The following is a 20,296-nucleotide window of genomic DNA, read 5'->3' as shown; positions in this document are numbered from 1 at the left end:
GCGGCCGTCCGGGACATCGGGGGGGGTGTCAGCCCGTCACCTCCTTGTCCTTGCCGAGGGCGGTGGCCCGGTCGGTGACGGTCTTCCGCAGCTTCGCCACGGCGCTGTCCAGCGCCTTCGACGCACCGCCCGCCGCCCGCGCCTGCCCGGCGATCGACGTGAGTCGCTCCGCCGCGGTGCCGGAGCCGTAGAACGTCTCGTACAGCTCCCGGTAGGCGTCGTGGTAGACGTCGTCGAACGCGTCGGACGCGAGGAACTTCGTCTTCAGCACGTGTTCCATGCGGGCGCCCATGCCGCCCTTGGCGTCCTTGCCCGCTTCGCCGGTACGGGCGCCGTCCCCGCCGGGCGCTCCCTCCGGTTCCCCGGCAGCCGCACCGTCCCTGGGAGCCGCGCCGTCTCCGGCAGCCGCGCCGTCCCCGGAAGCCGCGCCGCCGCCCGGCAGCGTGCCGCCCGGACCGCCCATGCCGACCGAGTCGTCGGGGCCGGTCGACGCGTCCCCGCTGAACGTGAGGTTGTAGTCCCAGCCGAGCACCGAGAACTTCTTCGTGTCGAGGTCGTACCACAGCAGGTAGTTCTTGCCGGGGCCCGCCATGTCGTCGAAGTTCAGCAGGAGGTTCTGCGCGGCGAGGTAGTGGGCGAACGAGTCGACGTCCACGTACCGGTGAAGGTCGCGGGCGAACTCCTTGTCGGACGCCTTGTTCGCCCATTTGATGAGCTTCATGACCGGTTCGAGGTCCTGACTGCCCACCTTGTTGAGCTGCTTGAAGGAGTCCTCGTAGTCGGTCGGGTCGTCGCCCTGGTACGCGAAGCTCCCGCTCGCCTTCGCCTTGTACAGCACGCCGTTCCCGTCCGCCACGTCCTCGGCGTAGTCGGTGTCGGGCGCCTCGACCATGAGCCGTGTCGCCGCCGGGCGGTTGTTGACCTTGAGTTCCGTGAATCCGTACCGCTCGGCCTTCTGCCCGCTCTTCGCCGTCAGCGACAGCGCCAGGGCCTCGTTGAGCGGGACCTGGTCGTTGCTCCCCGGACGCAGCGAGATCTCCCGCTCCCCCTGGTAGGCCCGGCCTTCGACGAACTCGTCGATCTTGACGAGCCAGGGCAGTTCCTCGGGCTTGGCGGCGGAGAGGTCGTACTGGACCATGCCGCCCATGCCGCCGCCCGCGCGCGCACCGGCCTTCGCGTCGTCACCGGCCTTCGCCTCGTCACCGGCCTTCGCGCTCTCACCGGCCTTCGCGCCGCCCCCGTCCGGCGCTCCGGACGGGGCCGTGCCCCGGCCCTCCTGCCCGCCGCCGGGGAGCCCGCGCCCGCCGCCGGGCATCCCCTTCGACCCGCGCAGGGACGAAAGCGTGGAGTTGCCTTTCAGCCGGAGCCCCACGTCGTTGAGGGAGACGCCGTCGATGGTGAGATCGGCCTTGATGTAGTCCTTCGTCCCGTCCTTCTTGAACTCCTTCATCATCTTGTCGAAGTCGGTCTGCTCGTACGTCAGCTGGATCGCGTGCTGCGCCGAGGTGTCGTAGAGCCCGACCGTGCCCTTGACGTCCTCCGTGACGGGGTCCGCCTCGGCGCGCGAGGCGGAGGTGACGTACGGGGAGATCCGGGCGTCACCGAGGAAGGCGACCATCGCGGCGAGCCCGACACCGAGCGCGGCGGCCGGCTTCCAGTGGTGCCGCAGCCGGACGGGCACCCGGTCGCGCAGCCGCGGCCGACGCCGCTCGCGAGCGGGGAACCCCGGTTCCGCGCCGCCGCCCATCACAGGTCCGTCGTGTCGTAACCGGTCAGGACCGTGACCCGCTGTCCGGAGGTCCGTTCCTGGAGGGCAGCGACCAGGTCACCGGGCTCGGCGCCCTTCTTGAGCCGCACCGTGTAGAAGACCTCGCTGAGCGCGCCGCCGCGAATCGTCTCGGTGCTCACCAGCTCGAACTCCGTCGTGTACTTGATGAGGACGTCACGGATCCGCGGGGTGTAGTCGTCACCCGCGGGGACCTGCACTTTGACGACCTGGCGCTGCACGTTGAGCGCGAACCAGTCGAACTTGAACATGATGAGGACGACGGCGCAGACGACCACCGCGCCGACCGCCGCCAGCGTGTAGAAGCGGGCACCGCAGGCCATGCCGATGGCCATCGCCAGGAAGATGAAGCCGACGTCCCTGGTCTCCTTGACCGCGTTGCGGAAACGGACCACGGACAGCGCCCCGACGAGTGAGAAGGCGCGCGCGAGGTTCGAACCGACGACCAGCATGATCAGGGCGACGATCATCCCGACGACGACGAGCGTCTGCACGTAGGACTGGCTGTACGAGACGTTGCGGTGCGTGTAGCGGTACACGAAACCGATGAGCGCGGACAGGACGAAGGACAGGGCCATCGCGGCCACGACGTCGGCGACGCTGAACGTGCCGCTCAGTTCCTGCAGATCGAGATCGAAATTCACTGTGCTCCTGCTTTCGACGGCGCGTCGTGCCGCGCGGGCCGCTGCGCGAGCGGCTGCTTCTCGGTGGGGACGGTGTCGGTGGGGACGGTGTCGTTGGGGAGGGTGCCGTCGGCGACGGGCTCGACGGGGGGAGGGCAGTCCGCCTCGTGGACGTGGAAGACCGAGCGCGGGGCGAGCCCGAAGGTCTCGATGGACTGCACGTACTTCGAGATGCGGACGAGGTGGAGATCGCGCCGGGCCGCGAGGTCCGTGATCCAGTGCGGCGTGCGCTCGTTCACCTTGATCTCCATGACCGTCATGTGCGGCGGGAGGGTGAAGCGGTTCTCGGGGGTGGGGGTGGCGAAGTGGAAATCGCGGTCCCGGCCGCGAATCCGCCGGTCGAAGGTGACACGCAGGCCGGTGTCCGCGTCACGGCCGACGAGCGCCTCGCGCTGGTAGCCGGTGATCGCGGTGGGCCGCAGATCGAGCCGCACGACGAGTTCGAGCACCTCCTGCACGAAGGCGCTCTCGCCGGGAGAGTGGTCGACCAGCTCACGCCCGTCGCACAGGCGCCGCGCCTCGCCGTAGGGCAGCGTGATGCGGCGCTTCTGCGTGACGCGGTTGACGCGCTGCTTGATCTCGACGCACACCGGGGAGGTGTCGCTGACGCCGTCGAGATCCCCGTAGTGGCGGATGCGCAGCTTGCGCCGGAACTTGAGACCTTCGATCTTCTCCCAGTAGAAGCGGAGCTGCGGCGTGTCGTAGTAGAGGCTCCACACGCCGTAACCGCCCACCGGGCTGTGCGCGTCGGTGTCCATCCGCTCGGCGAGTTCCTCGCGGATCTCGGCGGCTTGCCCGACCGGGACGAGGTACTTCAGCTCGAACCGGTTGAACGCGTGCAACCGGCTGGCGACGTGCGGGGGTTGCGCCGCGTCGGGAGCCGCGGTGTCGGCGGCGGGCGTCGTCGCTTCCGGACCCCGCGTCCTCTGCTCCGCTTTCCTTCTCGTGGCTGCCCTCGACAGGAACACCATGCGCCTCCTCGCTCGTACGTCGTGGTCCGACCGGCCACGGCCACGTAACCAGCGGCGTATGAGGAGGCAATGAGAACGGCGGGTGCATCGCGGGAGAACCGGGGAGGGCGGTGAGGTGAACGGGAGGCGGCGGAAGGGTGGTTGAGGCGGAAAGTGAGGCGCGCCTCAGAGACCCCCCGGGTGCGCGCCTCTCGGCGGTGCCCGGTCCCGCGCGACTCACCGGCCCCGCTTCCCGCGCCCCTCGGCCGCCGCCTGGTCCCGCGTCCCTCAGCCGTTCCCCGCCACGCGCACCGTCAGGACCGTCACTCCCGCCGCCGTGAGTGCGGCGACCTCCTCGGGCGGGGCGTCCTCGTCGGTGACCACCGTGTGGAGCGCGGTCGCCGGGGCGACGTGGGCGAGGGCGGTGCGGGAGAGCTTGGCGCCCTCGGTGACGGCGACGACGCGGCGGGCCGAGGCGATCGCGGCCCGCTTGACGGCGGCGTCCGCGAGGTCGTACGCGGTGAGCCCGTCCGCCGTCGTGAGGCCGCAGCAGCCGAGCACCGCCGTGTCGAAGCGGAGCGCGGCGAGCGAGGACTCGGTCAGCGGCCCGGTGAGGGCGAGTTCCCCGGGGCGCGGCTCGCCGCCCGCGAGGAGCAGGCGCGTCGCGGGGGGCTCACCCCCCTCGTACCGCTCGGTGAGGACGTTCACCGCGTGCAGGGAGAGCGGCATGACGGTCAGGCGGCGCCCCGCCAGCGCGCGGGCGACCTCGACGCACGTCGTACCGCTGTCCAGGACGACCGACTCGCCGTCCGCGAGCAGCGCCGCCGTCTCGGCGGCGATACGGAGCTTCGCCTCGTTCCCCTCGCGGGCGCGCGCCGCGAAGGGCTCCTCCTCGCCGCGCGGCACGAGGCTGCGCGCCCCGCCCCGGTAGCGTTCGAGCACTCCCTGGCGCGCGAGCGCGTCGAGGTCGCGGCGGATCGTCATCTCCGAGGCGCCGGTGAGCGCGGCGAGTTCCGCGACACCCAGCCGCCCTGCCTCACGCACCGCGTGCGTGATCAGCTTCCATCGATCGGTCCCAGACACACCTCCAGTAAACACGCCACGTGTGAGAAACGCCGTCGCCGCATGCCTTGGTCGCGGCTTTACGCACAGAAATCGTGTGCGCTATGTTCGTTCCATGAACAAAGTGCTGCGGGCCGGGCGCCGCGCGACCTTCGCCGTCTTCCTGCTCAACGGCTTCGTCATGGGCATGTGGGTCGTCCACATCCCCGCTGTCGAGGACCGTGCCGGAATCGATCACGCCCTGCTCGGCTGGCTCCTGCTGCTCCTCGGTGGTGGCGCCTTCCTCGGGATGCAGGCCGCGGGTCCGCTCAGCGACCGCTTCGGTCCGCGCCGTACGGTCCCCGCCGGGCTCGCGCTGTGCGCCGCCGCGCTCGTGCTGCCCGGCCTGGCGACGAACGCGTGGACGCTCGCGGGGGCGCTGCTCGTCCTCGGCTTCGGCAACGGGTGCCTCGACGTCAGCATGAACACGCACGCCGTGCAGGTCGAGCGCGGGTACGGGCGGCCGATCATGTCCGCCTTCCACGCGGTCTTCTCGGTCGGTGGCGTCCTCGCCGCCCTCGCGGGCTCGCAGACCCGGCGCCTGGACTGGTCCCCGGTCGCGGTCTTCGCGGCGACGGCGGCCGTGGGGGTCGCGCTGGCCGTGGTGGTGGCGCCGATGCTGCTGCGGCCGGAGGCGGGGGAGACGGGCGCGGCCGGGGAATCCGGTGAGGCGGCGACGCGTACCGGTGCCGCGTCACCGGAGAAGGCCGCTTCCCGTACCCGTACGCCCGGACGTATCTGGCTCCTCGCCGCGCTCGCCCTGATGCTGATGCTCAGCGAGGGCGTCGCGAACGACTGGAGCACGCTGCACCTCAAGGACGTCCTCGACGCCCCCGAATCCACGGCCGCCTTCGCCTACGGCGCCTTCGCGACGGCGATGACCGCCGGGCGCTTCCTCACGGACCGCGTCGCCGCGCGCTTCGGCTCCTTCGCGGTACTACGGTACGGGGCCGCCCTCGCGGCGGTGGGCATGACCCTCGCCGCGCTGTCGCCCTCCGTCTGGGCCGCGCTCGTCGGCTGGACGGTCTTCGGCGCGGGCCTCTCGGGCTGCATCCCGCAGCTCTTCAGTGCGGCGGGCCACGCCGACCCGGCCGGCGCGGGCGTCAACGTCTCCCGCGTCGCCGGCCTCGGCTACCTCGGGATGCTCGCGGGCCCCGCCGTCATCGGCCCGATGACCCACCTCATGCCGCTCAACCTCGCCTTCTTCCTCCCGGTCGCCTTCTGCGTGATCGCGGCGGTGGCGGCGGGCGTCCTGCGGACACCGGAGGGCGCCCCGGCGGGGGAACCGCGTACCGCCCTGAGCGAGAGCTCTTCCTGACGACCGCGCACGCCGCCGCGCGAGCCGCAGGGGTCCTGCCTTGTCACCGTGCCCGGCCGGGCACGTGACGGGCCGCCGCGAAGCCCCGGCCGCCATAGGGGTTTCGCGGCGGCCCGGGACGTGGCGCGGGAGCCGGGCCGCCGGACTCCCGGGGCCGGACTCCGTACGGCGGAAGCCCGCTCCGGCCCGAGCCTGACGCCCGAGGTCTCGTACCGTTGACCCGCGCTGCCGACTCCTGGGGGGACCACATGTCCGGCCACTTCTTCTCCGAGCCCGAGCCCCTGCCCGTGTCCGAGCCCGATCCCTTCGCGCCCCGCTTCGTGGAGCCGGGCGAACACCCCGGCTGGGACACGGCCTTGGCGGTCGTCAACAGGGACGTCGCGGCGACCTTGCCGGACGAGGCGCCGCTGCGCCTCCTGACCTGCCCCGGCGACCCCGATGAGCCCGAACGCCTCTACGTGGCCCGCGCGAACGGCGAGTGGCACGGCAACGGCCTCCCCGCCGAAGTCGCCGGTTCACTCCCCGACGCCTGCGACGCGGTGGCCGCCGCCGCCCAGGACACCCTGAGGGAACTCCTCCACAGGGCCTGGCCGGTCTGTCCGGACCACCGCCTTGGCATCCACCTCCGCGCAGCGCCCGGCGCCGGGACCGCATGGTGGTGTGCGGGGCGCACCGCGAGCGACCCGTCCCCCCACGTACTTGCTCCGGTCGGAGGTCTGGCCGACGAAGGTGGCCGCGCCGCCGGAGCGCGGGAGCAGTAGCGAGCGCCCGGCACGCCCCGCACGCGCTCCTTCGGCTCCCCGGCGTAGAAGCGGGGCAGCGCTCATCCATGACGTCGGCGCCGAAGCGGGCCGTCGCGTTCGTCAGCCCCTTGAAGGCGCTCAGCGCCGACCAGCTCCCACCCCGGCCGGGCCCCCGGCCTTTCGCCTCGCGTCGGACGGGACCACGGACGACCGGGCGGTATCACGCCTTCGTCGCCGTCCGCAGGGCGGCAAGGGCCTCCGCGTACAGGCCCTCCTTGATCTCGGCGCGGACCGGGACCGCCTTCGGGGCGAGGGTGCGGGCGCGGGTCAGGGCCTCGGTGACGACCTCGTCCGCCGCCGCCACGGCGTCCACCAGGCCGGAGGCCATGGCCTCGGGGGCGGGATAGCGGCGGCCCGTCGTCATCGCCTCGTGGGCCGTCGCGGGGGTGAGGCGGGACCGGATGAGGGCCGTCATGCCGGGCTGGAAGGGAAGGCCCAGGTCGACCTCGGGCAGGCAGAACCAGCCCCGGTCCGCGCGCATCACGCGGACATCGTGGGCCAGCGCCCACATCGCGCCCGCCGCGAAGGTGTGCCCCGTGAGCGCCGCGACCGTCACGACGCGCGAGGCGAGGGTACGGGCCAGGAGGGCGTGCACCCGGTCGAGGTAGGCCGCGTACTGGTCCCCGTGCGCCATGAGCCACGCGAGATCGAGCCCGTTCGACCAGTACTTGCCCTCGCCCGCCGTCACCAGCGCGCACGGCCCCTCGGCCGCCTCCACCTCGTCGAGCGCCCGCTCCACCGCGCCCAGCCAGCCGGGGTGGAACAGGTTCTCGCTGTCCGCGTCCAGACGCAGGACGAAGACGTCCCCGTCACGGGTGAGTTCAGGCATGGCGTGGTCCTTCCAGCGGGATGGCCGGCGGGCGGCCGGGACGGCGCCCACATGTTAACTGGTGAGTAACTTACGGGGAAGCGGTGCCGACCGGCGGAGTGGACCCAAGCCGCCGCCCACCTGTCGCGCCCGGCGCGACCCGTAACTCCTGCTACCTTCCTGCCGATTCCGACGGTTTTGTCACCGTCGACCGAGAGAAGCCACAGAAGCGACAGAGCGGGAGCGCACGTGAAGATCGTCTGTGCCGGAGGCGGCCCCGGCGGGCTGTACTTCTCGATCCTGATGAAACTCCAGGACCCCGCGCACGAGATCAGCGTGCACGAACGCAACCCCGCCGGCTCCACCTACGGCTGGGGCGTGACCTACTGGGAGGAACTCCTCGACCGGCTCCGCGCCCACGACGAGCCCAGCGCCCACGCCCTCCACGCCGCCTCGCTCCCCTGGAAGAACGGCCGCGCCCGCATCCGCGAGCAGGTCACCGAGCACCACGGCGACCAGGGTTACGGCATCGGCCGCCACCGCCTCCTCGCCCTCCTCACCGCGCGCGCCCGCGACCTCGGCGTCGACGTCCGCCACGGCAGCGCGATCGACCCCGCCGCACCCCCCGCCGCCGACCTCCTCGTCGCCGCGGACGGCGTCGGCAGCACCCTGCGCCGCCACCACGCGCACCACTTCGGCCCGCGCCTCACGGAGGGCCGCAACGTCTACGTCTGGCTCGGCACCCCCAAGGTCTTCACGAGCTTCAGCTTCGCGTTCGTCGACACCCCGCACGGCTGGATCTGGTGCTACGCCTACGGGTACGGGCCCGAGGGCAGCACCTGCGTCATCGAGTGCGCCCCCGCCACCTGGCGCGGCCTCGGTCTCGACACCGCCAAGGAGGACGTCCAACTCCGCACCCTCGAAGGGCTCTTCGCGGGACTCCTCGACGGAGCCCCGCTCCTCGGCCAGGACGCCACGCACCCCGCCCCCGACTGGCGCCCCTTCCGCACCCTCACCACCCGCCGCTGGCACCACGACAACCTCGTCCTGCTCGGCGACGCGGCCCACACCACCCACTACTCCATCGGCGCCGGGACCACGCTCGCCCTCGAAGACGCCATGGCCCTCGCCGACGCCCTCGGCGAGGGCGGCCCGCGCGAGGCCGCCTTCGCCGCGTACGAACGCCGCCGTCGCAGGGAACTCCTCTCCGTCCAGAGCGCCGCGCGCCACAGCGCCCACTGGTACGAGAACCTGCCCCGCTACATCGACCTCCCGCCCGAGCAGATGTTCGCGCTCCTCGGCCAGCGCCACTCCCCGCTCCTGCCCTACGTCCCGCCCCAGCTCTACTACCGCGTCGACCGTGCCGCCGAACGCCTCGAAGCCCTCCGCCGCCTCAAGCGCTGGCTCGGGCCGCGCCTCGCCCGCGGCCTCCAGGCCCGCGACACGGAACGCCGCTGAACGACGCCGCTTCCACCGGCCTCCGGCGGGAGGGCGTCGACCGGGACACGGGAAGGGCGCGACGGGGGAAGCCGTCAGGGCTTTGACGGCGCCCCCGTGCCCCGGTAGGTTGCCGATTCCGCGGCCGGGCGGGGGACTTGGCGCACGCGGTACACGGGGGAAGCATGGAGACGACCACTGGCGCGGCCCTGTTCCTGGCCGTCCTGGCCACCGGTCTCATGGCGGGGCTCTTCGCCGCCTTCGCCTACGCCGTCATGCCCGGACTCGGCAGGAGCGGCGACCGGACCTTCGTCGAGGCCATGCGGAACATCAACAAGGCCATCCTCAACGGCTGGTTCCTCACGCCGTTCGGCGGCGCGCTCCTCGCCCTGGCCCTCGCCGCGACCGGTGCCTGGACGAGCGGCGAGCACCGCGTCTTCTGGTGGGTGCTCGCCGCACTCGTCCTCTACGTCGTGATGTTCGCCGTCACGGGCGGGATCAACGTCCCGCTCAACGACCGCCTCGCGGACGGCGAACTCCCGCGGGCCGCCGACGCGCTCGCCGCCGCCCGCGAGCGCTTCGAGTCCTCGTGGGTCGTCTGGAACGTCGTCCGCGCCCTCGCCGCGACCGGCTCCTTCGCCTGCGCCGCCTGGGCGCTCGTGCAGTACGGGCGCGGCACGGCCTGAGCCGGACACCTCAGCCCAGGAGCAGACGGCGCAGGTGCGTGCACGCCTCCGGCTCCTCGGCGTGGGACGCGTACGGCGTCCAGTGGCCCCGCTCGTAGCCCCCGGTCTCCCACCGTCCCGCGTCCCCCGGGACGCGGCGCAGGTAGAGGAAGTCGGGTGGCAGCGGCGCGGGTTGGTGGGCGTCCTCGATCCAGTAGACCGACGGGGGCAGGCCCGCCGCGCGCAGTGCGGCGGCGAGCGCTGCCCGAGGGTCCCCGGCCTCAGCCGACGAGGACACGCAGGTAGTCGTGGTCGAGCAGCCACTTCACGTTGAGTCCCTCGCCCTCGCCCGGGTTCAGCAGTGCCGGGTCCAGTTTGATCTGCTCGCCGCCGCCCGGCTGCCCGAACCACGGCGCGATCGGCCCCTGCCACACGGTGAACCGCTTCGTCACCTCGTACACGTGGTAGCTGCACGGCGCGCTCACCTCACGGGTGGTGAGGTTCTGCGGCGGCAGCGCGCGCTTCGCGTAGGCGTCCCCGGCGGGGGCGAGGAAAGCCCCGTACACCGAGCCGAACCGGTCCAGGCGCTCCCCGCGCCGCAGCCGCGTCGCCGTGCGGTCCGGCTCGCCGTTCGTCTCCGTGAAGCCGTCGTTCGGCGGGTACTTCCAGCTCCCCTTCGTGGCGTCGCCCTCCCAGTACTTCTTCAGGAAGGCGCGCTCGCCGAGCCCGCCCGTACGCTTCCAGCCCTTCAGGAGCGGGCCCACCGGCTCCTCGCGCGGCCCCGGCAGGTGGCGCGGGCCGAGCCGCGCGTCACCGCGGAACTCGCCCGTGCACGGGGCGGCAGCGGCGGCCTTGGCCGGTTTCGCCGCCTCGGCGGGAGCGGTGGCGAGCGCTGCGGTGGTGAGCGCGGCGAGCAGCAGCGCGAGCGGCTTGGCGGTCACGAAGGGGTACCTCCGGGCTGTACGGGAGCCCGCGCGGCGGGCGCGGGTGGTGACCTGCCGCAAGCTAGCCGCGCGCCGTCCCCGCGCCCGCCGCGCGGGACCCGTACCCGCCGGAGTTCCCCCGAACGAGTGAGGCGGACTCAGTTCAGCGCGAACCCCAGTTCAGCGGCGGCCCGTTCGGGTGCCGGGTCGTTCCAGTACCGGAGCAGGTTCTCGTTCGAGGTGAGCGAGCGCGGCAGCGCCCGGTCCACGTACAGCGTCCCGTCGAGGTGGTCCGTCTCGTGCTGCACGATGCGCGCCGGCCACCCCCGTACCTCCTCGTCGAGCCCCCTGCCGTGCTCGTCCTCGGCGCGCAGCCGCACCACCGCGTGCCGCGCCACGACGGCCTGCCAGCCCGGCACGCTCAGACAGCCCTCGTAGAAGGCCGCGCGCCGCTCGCCGACGCCCTCGCACACCGGATTGACCAGCACGCGGTACGGGAGCGGCTCCCGCTCGCGCACGCGCCGCACCTCCTCGGGCACCGTCGCCGGGTCCTCCAGGACCGCGAGGCGCAGCGGCACACCGATCTGCGGCGCCGCGAGACCGACCCCCGGGGCCTCGCGCATCGTGCGCCGCATCGCCGCGAGCAGCCGGGAGAGCAGCGCCTCGGGCAACTGGCCCTCGTACGGTGCGGCCGGGGTGCGCAGGACGGGGTCACCCGCGGCGACGATCGGCAGCGGGTCCTCGGTGGCGAGCAGGCGCTCGACCCGCTCGGGCAGGGGCGGCAGGGTGCCGGGAGTGGTCATCGGGCCAGTCTCGCAAAACGGTCCGCGCGCGTCAGTCCCGCAGGAGGCCGGTTTCGCGGGACCGGGCCCGGCTCGCGCCGCGGTCCGTCCACTCCCGTACCCCGCCCGCCGAGAAGACCACCGGCAGCTCCTCCAGGCCCCGCTTCCACAGCGAGCGGCGCCAGCGCAGCTCCTCGGCCTCGACCGCGACCGCGAGGTCGGGCAGCCGGGCGAGCAGCGTGTCGATCGCCGTGCGCGCGATGACGCGGGCCATCTGCGGGGACGGGTGCGGGCAGCGGTGCTCGCCCATGCTGAACGACAGGTGCGCCGTGCTGCCCTCGCCCATGCCGCCGTGCGGCCACAGCTCGGGATCGGTGTTCGCAGCGGCGAGACCGAGCAACACGCAGTCGCCCTGTTTGACGGGCCGACCGCCGAGTTCCGTGTCGCGCGTCGCCCAGCGACCCAGGAAGTTCTGCACCGGGGTGTCGAGCCACAGCGTCTCGGTGAGCGCTTCCGGGACCCCGACGCGACCGCCCGCGACCCTGTCGGCGAAGCGGTCGTCGAGCAGGAGGAGACGCAGCGCGTTGCAGATCCAGTTCGACGTGGGCTGCTGACCGGCCAGGATGAGCACCGTGAGGTCGTGCACCGCCTCCGTGTCGGTCAGCGCCGCTTCGTCCGTCACGAGGTACGAGGTGAGGTCCCGCTCGGGCCGCTCCCGGCGCGCGGCGACGAGCGCCCCGAGCTGCCGCGCCACCCGCCGGTACGCCTCCACCGGATTCTCGCCGCGCTCGGCGTCGAGAGTGATCCGCAGATCCTCGGCGAGGTTCTCGGTGATGTCCTCGCCCGCGGGCATCCCGCACAGCTCGATCATCACGCGCACGGGGAGCGCGTGCACGTACGACTCCAGCAGCTCCACCCGCCCGTCGTGCACGAAGCGGTCGATGAGACGACGGCCGACCGACTCGCACACGAGCGAGACGTCGTACATGTCCATCGCCTCCAGCGCGCGCGTGAGCGCGCCCGCGCGGCGCCGGTGCTCCTCGCCCTCGGCGAAGAACACCGAGGGCTGGTAGCCCGCGTAGGCGAGCAGCGGCCAGTCGCCCGGGATGTTCTCCCACTGGTGCCAGCGCCGCGAGTCGCGCCCGAACTCCTCGTCGTGGCCCGTCACATAGGCGACCTCGGGGTAGCCGAGGGCGAGCCAGGCGGGGATGTCGTCGTCGAGCAGCACGGGGGCGACGGGCCCGAAGCGCGCACGCAGTTCGCGGTACAGCTCGGCGGGCGGCCGGTCCGAGTCGAGCGTCGAGAGGCGTACGGGCTCGTCCTCCCAGCGATCGCCGTGCGCGGGGCAGGCGGGCGGGGGGCCGCCCGCCGCGGTGGGACCGCGCAGCGGCGGCGTCGCGGACTCCTTCGGGCGGTGGTCCCAGGGCCGCAGCGGTTCGGGCCCGTAGTCGTCCGAGGGGGGCGGGAAGAGCGGGTTCTTCATACGCCTGCCTCCTGCGCGAGGGCGCGGTGGTAGAGGTGGTCGACGAGGGTGAGCAGGACCTCCTTGCTGGAGGCGCGTTCGCGCGCGTCGCAGTCCAGGACGGGGACGTGCGCGGAGAGGTTGAGCGCCGCGCGGATCTCGGCGAGTCCGTAGCGGCGCGGGTCGTTCTCGAAGCGGTTGACGGCGACGACGAAGGGGGTGCGGTGGGCTTCGAGGCGGTCGACGGCGTACCAGGAGTCGGCGACCTTGCGCGTGTCGACGAGGACGACCGCGCCGAGGCTCCCGGCGAAGAGCTGGTCCCACAAGAACCAGAAGCGCTCCTGCCCGGGGGCGCCGAAGAGGTAGAGCACCGTGCGCTCGTTGAGGGTGATGCGGCCGAAGTCGAAGGCGACCGTCGTGGTGGTCTTCGACTCGACGCCCGCGAGGTCGTCGACGCCCTCACCGGCCTCCGTCATGACCTCCTCGGTGCTCAGCGGGCGGATCTCGCTCACCGCGCGCACCATCGTCGTCTTGCCGACGGCGAAGCCGCCCACGACGACGATCTTCACGCCCTGCTCGGCGGTCGCGGGCAGCGGCGTGCGGGGCCCCGGGGGCGCGGTGGCCTGGGCGGGGACGGCGTCGGAGGGGGGAACGGCGGGCGCGGACGCGGCGGCGGGCCCGGCGGGTGTCGTGGGGGTGGCGGGTTCAGAGTCTGCGCAGCGCATGGAGCACCTCTTCGAGTACGGCGGTGTCCGGCCCCGTCGTCCCTGCCGCGCGGGCGGCGGGGCGCGGGGAGCGGACGCGGATGTGCCCGGCGGCGAGCAGGTCCTCCAGCAGAATGCGCGTCACCACCACGGGGAGGCCCAGTTCGGCGGAGAGTTCGACGACCGCCACCGGGTGCTGGCACAGGTCCAGGACGCGCTGGTGCTCGGGGCCGAGGTCCCGGGCCCGGTCCGTCTCGCGCACGACCAGGGTGACGAGGTCGAAGACGCGCGAGCCGGCCGCGGTCCTGCCGCCGGTGACGAGGAAGATCCGGTCGGGTTCGCCCACGTCGGCCGGACCGCGTGGCGTCACGGGGTACCGGCGTTCGGTGCGGGGCTGCGCGGTTCGGCGCGCAGGTGTGCGCCGATCGCGCCGACCAGGTGGCTCATCTCCTGTCCCACGTACTCGGGGTCGGCGTTCTCCTCGGCGACCACCGCGAGGTGCGCGCCGTCGCCCGCGTCCACGATGAACAACTGTCCGCCGTAGTACGCGGTCATCGAGTGCCGCACCCCGCCGCGCCGGTCGCCGAACTCGACGGACGCGCCCTGGGCGAGCGCCTGGATGCCGGAACAGATCGCGGCGAGCTGGTCGGCCTGGTCGAGGGGGAGGTCGGGGGTCCAGCAGAGCTTGAGGCCGTCGCGGGAGAGGACGAGGGCGTGCCGGGTTCCCGGGGTGTGGTCCAGGAGTTTTTCGAGGAGCCAGTCGAGGCTGTTGTCGGTGGTGGGCATGGTGTGCGCGGGCGGGGTCCGGGCGGGGGCACGGACACCGGCCCTTGTCTCCAATCACGTGCGCCGGTCCGGGGCCGCCGCGGGGGCGGCCGGGGGCGGGGCGGGGGGAACTCGGGGGCGGCCCTGCCGGGGCTCAGGGGGTCTCGCGCTCCGGCAGGGGAGTGGGGGGCGGGGTGGGCCCGGGGGGCGGGTCGCCGTGCGGGCGCGGGCCTTCGGCGGGCGCGGGGCCCGGTGGCGCGGCGGGGTCCGGCGTGGTGGGCGGGGCCGCCTGCTCCGTGGCAATCGCCTGCTCGGTCGCGACGGTCTGTTCGCTGGCGAGCGCCTGTTCGGTCGTGGCCGCTTCGCGGGCGGCGCGGCCCGCGCGCATCGCGCGGTCGAAGCCGCCGAAGCTGCGGCCCACGTCCTGCTGCGGGGCGGGCGCGGGGGGCTCCCCAGCGAGGAGTTCGGCGATCATCTGGTCCACGGCGGCCATCGTCCGGCCCGGCGGGCGCACGGGGAGACCGTTCTCCGTGGAGACGAGCGGCCCGAGCCCCTGCAAAGGGTCGAAGAACAACTCGCCGCTGTCGTCCCCGAAGAAGCGCGCCCGCGCCGAGTCGGGGTCGGTGCGGAAGCGCTCGCGTTCCATGAAGCCGGGCACCGGGTCCTCGCTGTCGGGCTCCTCCGGCAGGTCCCGGGAGTACGGGCCCACGGCGCCGGACTGGTGACGCGGCGAGGGGAGCGGCCCGTGCGAGCCGGGGCCACGGGTGGGGAGCGGGGGCGGGGCGTCCTGCGCGGGGGCGCCGGTCCGGGCGGGGGTGCCGGGAGGGATGCCGGAACCGGCGGGGGCGCTGGACCCGGCGGGCGCGCCGGACCCGGCAAGGGCGTGGGGCTCGGCGGGACGCGCGGGCGCCCCCGTACCCCCCGGCTCCGTCCCCGTCCCGTACGAGTCGGTGCCGCCCGTACCGCTCGTCGGCGCTTCCCCCGCCGAGGCGGCGTCCGTCGCTTCCGGGGCCGGTCCGTCGCGGAACGGGTCCCTCCCCGTCACCTCCTCGTATCCGCCCGGCGGTTCGCTGTCGTACGGGTCCGCGCCCTCGGGCAGGTACGGTGCCCGCCTCCGGCGGCCTCGCGGCTCCTGCTCGGGGGCTTCGCCCCGGTGCTCCTCGGGGGCGGGCGCGGGCTGGGCGAGCCAGGGAGCCGTCAGGCGCTCCAGCTCGGAGGGCGGTCCGGGCGGGGGCAGCGGGGTGCCCGCCTCGGCGGCGGCGCGGGCGCGCTCCTCCTTGTGGGCCTTGACCCATGCCCGGTGCTTGGCGAGGGCCTCGGCGGGCGGTAGGTCGCGGTCGAGCGGCGGGGCGACGGGCGCGGTGATCTCGGGGAGCTTCTGCTCGACGACGAGCGCGGGGTGCTGGGGGTTGCGCTCGGAGATGTGCGCGGAGGGGAGCAGGACGACGAAGCCCGTACCGCCGCGTGAGGAGGGCCGGATGCTGACCTCGATCTCGAAGCGCTGGGCGATCATGCCGACGACGTTGAAGCCGTAGTGGTGGTTCTTGAAGTCCGCGAGATCGAGCACCTTGCCCGCGAGACAGTCCTCGACGTACTCGCGCATCGCCCAGGGGATCTTCATGCCGCTGTCCTCGATCGTCACGACGATGCCCGCGGGACGCTCCTCGGCGTAGACGTGCACCTCGGCGGTGGGCGGCGAGAACTGGGTCGAGTTGTCGATGAGTTCGGCGAGCAGGTGCATGATCGCCTCGGCCGAGCGGCCGACGATCGACAATTCGGTGTCGCAGTGCAGCACGACCCTGCGGTACGCCTCGATCTTGCCGATCGCGCCGCGCAGGATGCGGTACATGACGATGGGCCGGGTCCAGATCCGGCTGCCCCGGCCGCCGACCATCCAGGCGATGCGGTCGGCGGCGAGGGCGAGTCGCGAGGCGGTCTCGTCGAGGAAGAAGAGGTCCTTGAACGCCTCCTGCCCGTACCGGAACTGCATGTCCTGGAGGCGGTGCAGCACGGTGGCGTTGCGCGCCTGCACGCGGGTGAGGCTGTGCCTGACCATGCCGTAGGCGACCTTGGCGCGCCGCATGCCGTAGTGCGCGGACCACGCGAACTCGTCGAGCGCGGCGCGCAGCCGCTCGTCCTCGGGGAGCGGGACGCGGTGCAAGGCGTCGCCGTGGTTGCGCAGTTCGGCGAAGCGGGCGACGACGAGCGGCACTGTCTCGTGCGCGAAGGTCTCGATGTCCTGGTCCAGGCGCTCGGCGTGCCGCGCGGCCTCGACGCTCAGGGCGTGGGCGTCGCGCGCCGCCGTGTGCGCGGAGCCGAGCGCGGTCGCGACGGAGTGGAGGGCCGCCCGCAGTGAGGGATCGGACGGGAGCGAGAGCGCGTCGAGCGCGCGCGTCGGGTCCTCGCCCTCGGCGAGCCTCGCGCCGAGGTCGGGCAGGAGGACGCGGACGAGCCGGGCGATCTCCGCCGTGTGCCCGGAGAGCGCCTCGCGGGCGTCGGTACGGGCCTGTTCGGCGCGCTCCGCGCGGCGCCGGTGCACCCGGACGAGCAGGGTGGCCCACGTGGTGGCGAGGGCGAGGAGCAGCCAGCAGACCGCCGCGGTCGTACCCGTCCAGACCTGGGCGGCCGGGGGCGCGGCGGTCGTCGCGGCCATGGCACCGACAGCGGTGAGGGCGAGCAGGAGCAGGGGGGGCGCCGCCCGGGGCAGCCGCCCGGGGCGGCCCGCGCGGCGCGGGTGGTGAGCGGTCACTGGCATTCCGCGGTTCCCTCGGTCTCGATGGTGGGGGAGGGGAGTACGGGGACGTACGAGACGCGGACCGGGGCCGCGTGCGGGTCATGCTAACCGTGCCGAAGCGGACCGTTGGGGTGCTGTAGGGGCATAGCGCCCGATGGGGGTGTTTACTGCCGAATCCCTTTCAGGGGTGGGGTGATTGTGGTAGAGGAGGCGGATTTGCCGGACGGGGTCAGCCGGTCCGGCTGAAGTGGCGCCCTATCGGAAGGACGAGGGGCGTGCCGGACACGGGGTCGGGGACGACGCGGCAGTCCATCGCGAAGACCTCGCGCACCAGGTCCTCGGTGACGACCTCCGCCGGGGCGCCCTCCGCGACGACGCGGCCCTCGCGCAGGGCGATCAGGTGGTCCCCGTACCGGCAGGCGAGGTTGAGGTCGTGCAGCACGGCGACGACCGTCGTGCCGCGCTCGCGGTTGAGGTCGGTGACGAGGTCGAGCACGTCGACCTGGTGCGGCAGGTCGAGGTAGGTCGTCGGCTCGTCGAGGAGCAGGATGCCGGTGCGCTGCGCGAGCGCGACCGCGATCCACACGCGCTGGCGCTGGCCGCCGGAGAGTTCGTCGACGGGCCGGTCCGCGAGGTCGAGCGTGTCGGTCGCCGCGAGCGCCTCGGCGACGGCCGTGTCGTCCTCGGTGCTCCAGCGCCGGAAGAGCCCCTGGTGCGGGTAGCGACCGCGGCCCACGAGGTCGAGCACGCGGATGCCGTCGGGCGCCACGGGGGTCTGCGGCAGGATGCCCAGCCGGGCGGCGACCTCGCGCGAGGGGACGGAGTGGATGTCCTCGCCGTCGAGCAGGACGTCACCCGCCGTGGGGCTCAGGAGCCGCGCGAGCCCGCGCAACAGCGTCGACTTCCCGCAGGCGTTGGGCCCCACGATCATCGTGACCTTGCCGGTGGGCAGCGCGGTGCTCACCCCGGCGACGACGCTGCGCCGCGCGTACCCGAGGTGCAGGGCGCGTGCCTCCAGGCTGCTGGGCGGGGCGGCGTCGGGGGCGGACCGGGCGTCGGGGGACGGCGCGGGCGCGGGGGTGGCCCGGGCGTCGGCGGACGGGGCGGGGGCGGTGGTACGGGGCATGGGTGCGGTCCTCATGGTGTGTCAGCCCCCCTGGCCCGCGCGGCCCGCGCGGGCGAGGAGCCACAGGAGACAGGGGGCGCCGACGGCGCCCGTGACGACGCCGACGGGGTAACCGCCCACGCCGGGCAGGTGCTGGGCGAGCAGGTCGCAGCCGAGCAGGAGACCCGCCCCGCACAGCGCGGCGGTGCCGAGCACGGGCCCGCCGCGTCCGGTGAGCCGCTGGGCGAGCGGCCCGGCGAGGAAGGCGACGAAGGCGACGGGCCCGGTCGCCGCGGTCGCGACGGCGGCGAGGCAGACGGCGGCGAGGACGAGCCACAGCCGTCCCGCCTCGACGCGCAGCCCGAGCCCGGCCGCCGCGTCGTCGCCGAGCGAGAGCGCGGGCAGGACGCGCGCGGCGAGCGCGACGGTGAGCGGGAGCAGCGGGATCAGGCAGAGCAGCAGCGGGCGGGCCTTGTCCCAGTCGGCGCCGCCGAGGCTCCCGGTGAGCCACAGCATCGCCTCTTGCGCGGTGTGGACCTCCGCGCGCGTCGTCAGGTACGAGACGACGCTGCCGAGCACGGCCGAGACGCCGATGCCGACGAGCACGAGGCGGTACCCGCTCACGCCGCGCCGCCACGCCAGCGCGTACATCAGGACGGCCGTCAGCACCGCGCCGACGACCGCGGCGAGCGGGACGGGCGGGCCGCCGAGGTGGAGCACGACGATCGCGAGGACGGCGCCCGTGCTCGCGCCCGAGGTGATGCCGATGACGTCGGGGCTCGCGAGCGGGTTGCGCACGAGGCTCTGGAAGACCGCGCCCGACATGCCGAAGGCGGCGCCCGCCGCGAGCGCGGTCGCGACGCGCGGCAGCCGTACGTGCTGGACGACGAACTCCGACGCGGCGTCGCCCCGCCCCGCGAGCGCGCGCGAGACCTGCCCGAGCGGCACGGTGAAGTCGCCGGTGCTCAGCGCGAGGCAGGACAGCGCGAGCAGCAGCGCGGTGAGCGCGGCGGTCACCACGAGGAGCCGCGGCAGGGCCCGGCGGCGCACGCCGCGCAGGGCACGCAGGGTCTCGGGGGTGACGGGCGCGGGGGCGGGGCGGCGGAAGGCGGGGGTCCCGGTATGGGTCCGCTCGAGCGCGGGGACGGGGGCGGTGGTGCGTGCGTGGGTCACAGTTCCGCCAGCCGGCTCTTGCGGACCAGGGCGATGAAGACGGGCGCGCCGATGACGGCGGTCACGATCCCGACCTCGATCTCGCCCGGCCGTGCCACGACGCGGCCGAGCACGTCGGCGACGAGCAGCAGCGCGGGCGCGAGGACCATCGTGTACGGGAGGATCCAGCGGTGGTCGGGCCCGGTGAAGGCCCGTACCGCGTGCGGCACCGTGAGCCCGATGAAGCCCAGCGGCCCGGCGAGGGCGGTCGCCGCCCCGCACAGGAGCACGACGGACGCCGAGCAGAAGACGCGGGCGAGCGCCGGGTTCTGGCCGAGTCCGCGCGCCGCCTCGTCGCCGAGGCCGAGCGTGTTGAGCATGCGCCCCGACAGGAGCGCGCACACCGCGCCGACCGCCAGGAAGGGCCCCGCCTGCGCGGCGACGCCGAGCCCGCGTCCGGCGAGGGAGCCGACCTCCCAGAAGCGGAACTGGTCGAAGGTCTTCGTGTCGCTGAGCAGGACGGCGCGCGTGAAACTCATGAGCCCCGCGCTCACGGCGGCCCCGGCGAGCGCGAGTTTGACGGGCGTCGCGCCCTGCCCGCCGAAGGAGCCGACGAGGTGCACGAGGAGCGCGGCGAGCGCGGCGCCGGCGAAGCCGAACCACACGTACCCGGTGAAGGTCGTGACCCCGAGGACGCCGATCGCGAGCACGACGGCGAAGGAGGCGCCCGCGTTGACCCCGAGGAGTCCGGGGTCGGCGAGCGGGTTGCGGGTCAGGCCCTGCATGAGGGTCCCGGCGAGCCCGAGCGCGGCCCCGGCGAGCAGGCCCACGACGGTGCGCGGCAGGCGCAGCGAGGTGACGACGGTCTGGTCGTCGTCGGAGGGGTCGTGGTGCAGGACGGTGTTCCACACGGTGTCCAGCGGCACGGACTTGGCGCCGATCGCGAGGCTCGCGAGCACCGCGAGCGCGAGGACGACGAGCGCGAGCGCGAGGCCGCCGCCGAGCGCGCCGCCCCTGCGACGCCGCGCGGGGGCGGCGGCGGGTGGTGGCCCTGTGGCCGTACGGGTACTGGACATGAACGACTCCTCTGGAATCAGGGGAGGCTAACCTAATATCTG

Annotated in this window: 20 protein-coding genes; 4 read left to right on the top strand and 16 right to left on the bottom strand. The window is 73.9% G+C overall.

Features of this window, described 5'->3' with window-relative positions; genetic code table 11:
* Positions 1-28: 28 nt before the first annotated feature.
* The 4 genes from STTU_RS02640 to STTU_RS02625 all read right to left on the bottom strand — a co-directional run bounded on the left by STTU_RS02640 (position 29) and on the right by STTU_RS02625 (position 4,502).
* Positions 29-1,747, bottom strand: coding sequence for a CotH kinase family protein (locus STTU_RS02640; RefSeq protein WP_007819562.1), 1,719 nt, complete (start codon positions 1,745-1,747; stop codon positions 29-31).
* Positions 1,747-2,430 carry a DUF4956 domain-containing protein gene (locus STTU_RS02635; RefSeq protein WP_043253884.1) on the bottom strand — a complete coding sequence of 228 codons (684 nt, stop codon included), beginning with the start codon at positions 2,428-2,430 and terminating at the stop codon, positions 1,747-1,749. Before STTU_RS02635 ends, STTU_RS02640 begins: the two co-directional genes overlap by 1 nt.
* Positions 2,427-3,440 carry a polyphosphate polymerase domain-containing protein gene (locus tag STTU_RS02630; protein WP_043253882.1) on the bottom strand — a complete coding sequence of 338 codons (1,014 nt, stop codon included), beginning with the start codon at positions 3,438-3,440 and terminating at the stop codon, positions 2,427-2,429. The genes STTU_RS02635 and STTU_RS02630 overlap by 4 nt, the downstream gene beginning before the upstream one ends.
* 267 nt (positions 3,441-3,707) lie before the next feature.
* Positions 3,708-4,502 carry a DeoR/GlpR family DNA-binding transcription regulator gene (locus STTU_RS02625; protein ID WP_007819558.1) on the bottom strand — a complete coding sequence of 265 codons (795 nt, stop codon included), beginning with the start codon at positions 4,500-4,502 and terminating at the stop codon, positions 3,708-3,710.
* Positions 4,503-4,596: 94 nt separating this feature from the next.
* Here STTU_RS02625 and STTU_RS02620 point away from each other — a divergent pair, with 94 nt between their 5' ends.
* Positions 4,597-5,838, top strand: coding sequence for an MFS transporter (locus STTU_RS02620; protein ID WP_199784991.1), 1,242 nt, complete (start codon positions 4,597-4,599; stop codon positions 5,836-5,838).
* Positions 5,839-6,053: 215 nt separating this feature from the next.
* Positions 6,054-6,599 (top strand): hypothetical protein, encoded by a 546-nt coding sequence (locus STTU_RS02615; protein ID WP_234019119.1) that lies wholly within the window; start codon positions 6,054-6,056, stop codon positions 6,597-6,599.
* A 202-nt stretch (positions 6,600-6,801) separates the two neighbouring features.
* Here the strand turns inward: STTU_RS02615 and STTU_RS02610 are convergent, their stop codons facing one another.
* On the bottom strand, positions 6,802-7,470 hold the full coding sequence (locus tag STTU_RS02610) for an enoyl-CoA hydratase/isomerase family protein (protein ID WP_007819555.1): 669 nt from the start codon (positions 7,468-7,470) through the stop codon (positions 6,802-6,804).
* Positions 7,471-7,698: 228 nt separating this feature from the next.
* Here STTU_RS02610 and STTU_RS02605 point away from each other — a divergent pair, with 228 nt between their 5' ends.
* Positions 7,699-8,907: an FAD-dependent monooxygenase gene (locus STTU_RS02605; RefSeq protein WP_043253879.1), complete on the top strand. Its 1,209-nt coding sequence runs from the start codon at positions 7,699-7,701 to the stop codon at positions 8,905-8,907.
* 164 nt (positions 8,908-9,071) lie between these two features.
* A complete protein-coding gene (locus tag STTU_RS02600) occupies positions 9,072-9,572 on the top strand; it encodes a DUF1772 domain-containing protein (RefSeq protein WP_007819553.1) in 501 nt (166 codons plus the stop codon).
* Between the two features lie 10 nt (positions 9,573-9,582).
* Here the strand turns inward: STTU_RS02600 and STTU_RS02595 are convergent, their stop codons facing one another.
* The 11 genes from STTU_RS02595 to STTU_RS02535 form a co-directional block, all read right to left on the bottom strand.
* Positions 9,583-9,849, bottom strand: a complete 267-nt coding sequence (locus tag STTU_RS02595; RefSeq protein ID WP_043253877.1) for a hypothetical protein — start codon at positions 9,847-9,849, stop codon at positions 9,583-9,585.
* Positions 9,833-10,492, bottom strand: coding sequence for a TNT domain-containing protein (locus STTU_RS02590; protein WP_043253875.1), 660 nt, complete (start codon positions 10,490-10,492; stop codon positions 9,833-9,835). Before STTU_RS02590 ends, STTU_RS02595 begins: the two co-directional genes overlap by 17 nt.
* Positions 10,493-10,632: 140 nt before the next feature.
* Complete coding sequence (locus tag STTU_RS02585; protein ID WP_007819551.1) at positions 10,633-11,277, bottom strand: peptide deformylase; 645 nt, start codon at positions 11,275-11,277, stop codon at positions 10,633-10,635.
* Positions 11,278-11,308: 31 nt separating this feature from the next.
* A complete protein-coding gene (locus tag STTU_RS02580; protein ID WP_007819550.1) occupies positions 11,309-12,484 on the bottom strand; it encodes a cytochrome P450 in 1,176 nt (391 codons plus the stop codon).
* A gap of 251 nt (positions 12,485-12,735) precedes the next feature.
* Positions 12,736-13,443 (bottom strand): GTP-binding protein, encoded by a 708-nt coding sequence (locus STTU_RS02575; RefSeq protein ID WP_078518896.1) that lies wholly within the window; start codon positions 13,441-13,443, stop codon positions 12,736-12,738.
* The gene (locus tag STTU_RS02570; RefSeq protein ID WP_009070331.1) at positions 13,424-13,792 is read right to left on the bottom strand and encodes a DUF742 domain-containing protein; all 369 of its coding nucleotides are present in this window, start codon (positions 13,790-13,792) and stop codon (positions 13,424-13,426) included. The genes STTU_RS02575 and STTU_RS02570 overlap by 20 nt, the downstream gene beginning before the upstream one ends.
* Entirely contained in the window at positions 13,789-14,208 is a 420-nt protein-coding gene (locus STTU_RS02565; RefSeq protein WP_007819547.1) for a roadblock/LC7 domain-containing protein, read from the bottom strand. The genes STTU_RS02570 and STTU_RS02565 overlap by 4 nt, the downstream gene beginning before the upstream one ends.
* Before the next feature lie 133 nt (positions 14,209-14,341).
* The gene (locus STTU_RS32110) at positions 14,342-16,942 is read right to left on the bottom strand and encodes an ATP-binding protein (RefSeq protein ID WP_007819535.1); all 2,601 of its coding nucleotides are present in this window, start codon (positions 16,940-16,942) and stop codon (positions 14,342-14,344) included.
* Positions 16,943-17,150: 208 nt separating this feature from the next.
* The gene (locus tag STTU_RS02545) at positions 17,151-18,047 is read right to left on the bottom strand and encodes an ABC transporter ATP-binding protein (RefSeq protein WP_007819533.1); all 897 of its coding nucleotides are present in this window, start codon (positions 18,045-18,047) and stop codon (positions 17,151-17,153) included.
* A 21-nt stretch (positions 18,048-18,068) separates the two neighbouring features.
* Complete coding sequence (locus STTU_RS02540) at positions 18,069-19,199, bottom strand: FecCD family ABC transporter permease (protein ID WP_043253870.1); 1,131 nt, start codon at positions 19,197-19,199, stop codon at positions 18,069-18,071.
* Positions 19,196-20,254: a FecCD family ABC transporter permease gene (locus STTU_RS02535; RefSeq protein ID WP_007819529.1), complete on the bottom strand. Its 1,059-nt coding sequence runs from the start codon at positions 20,252-20,254 to the stop codon at positions 19,196-19,198. The genes STTU_RS02540 and STTU_RS02535 overlap by 4 nt, the downstream gene beginning before the upstream one ends.
* Positions 20,255-20,296: the final 42 nt, after the last annotated feature.

Source organism: Streptomyces sp. Tu6071 (assembly GCF_000213055.1).
In the GTDB taxonomy this organism is placed as follows: domain Bacteria; phylum Actinomycetota; class Actinomycetes; order Streptomycetales; family Streptomycetaceae; genus Streptomyces; species Streptomyces evansiae.
The sequence above is the reverse complement of the archived record's forward strand: the minus strand, read 5'-3'. Positions and strand labels throughout refer to the sequence as shown.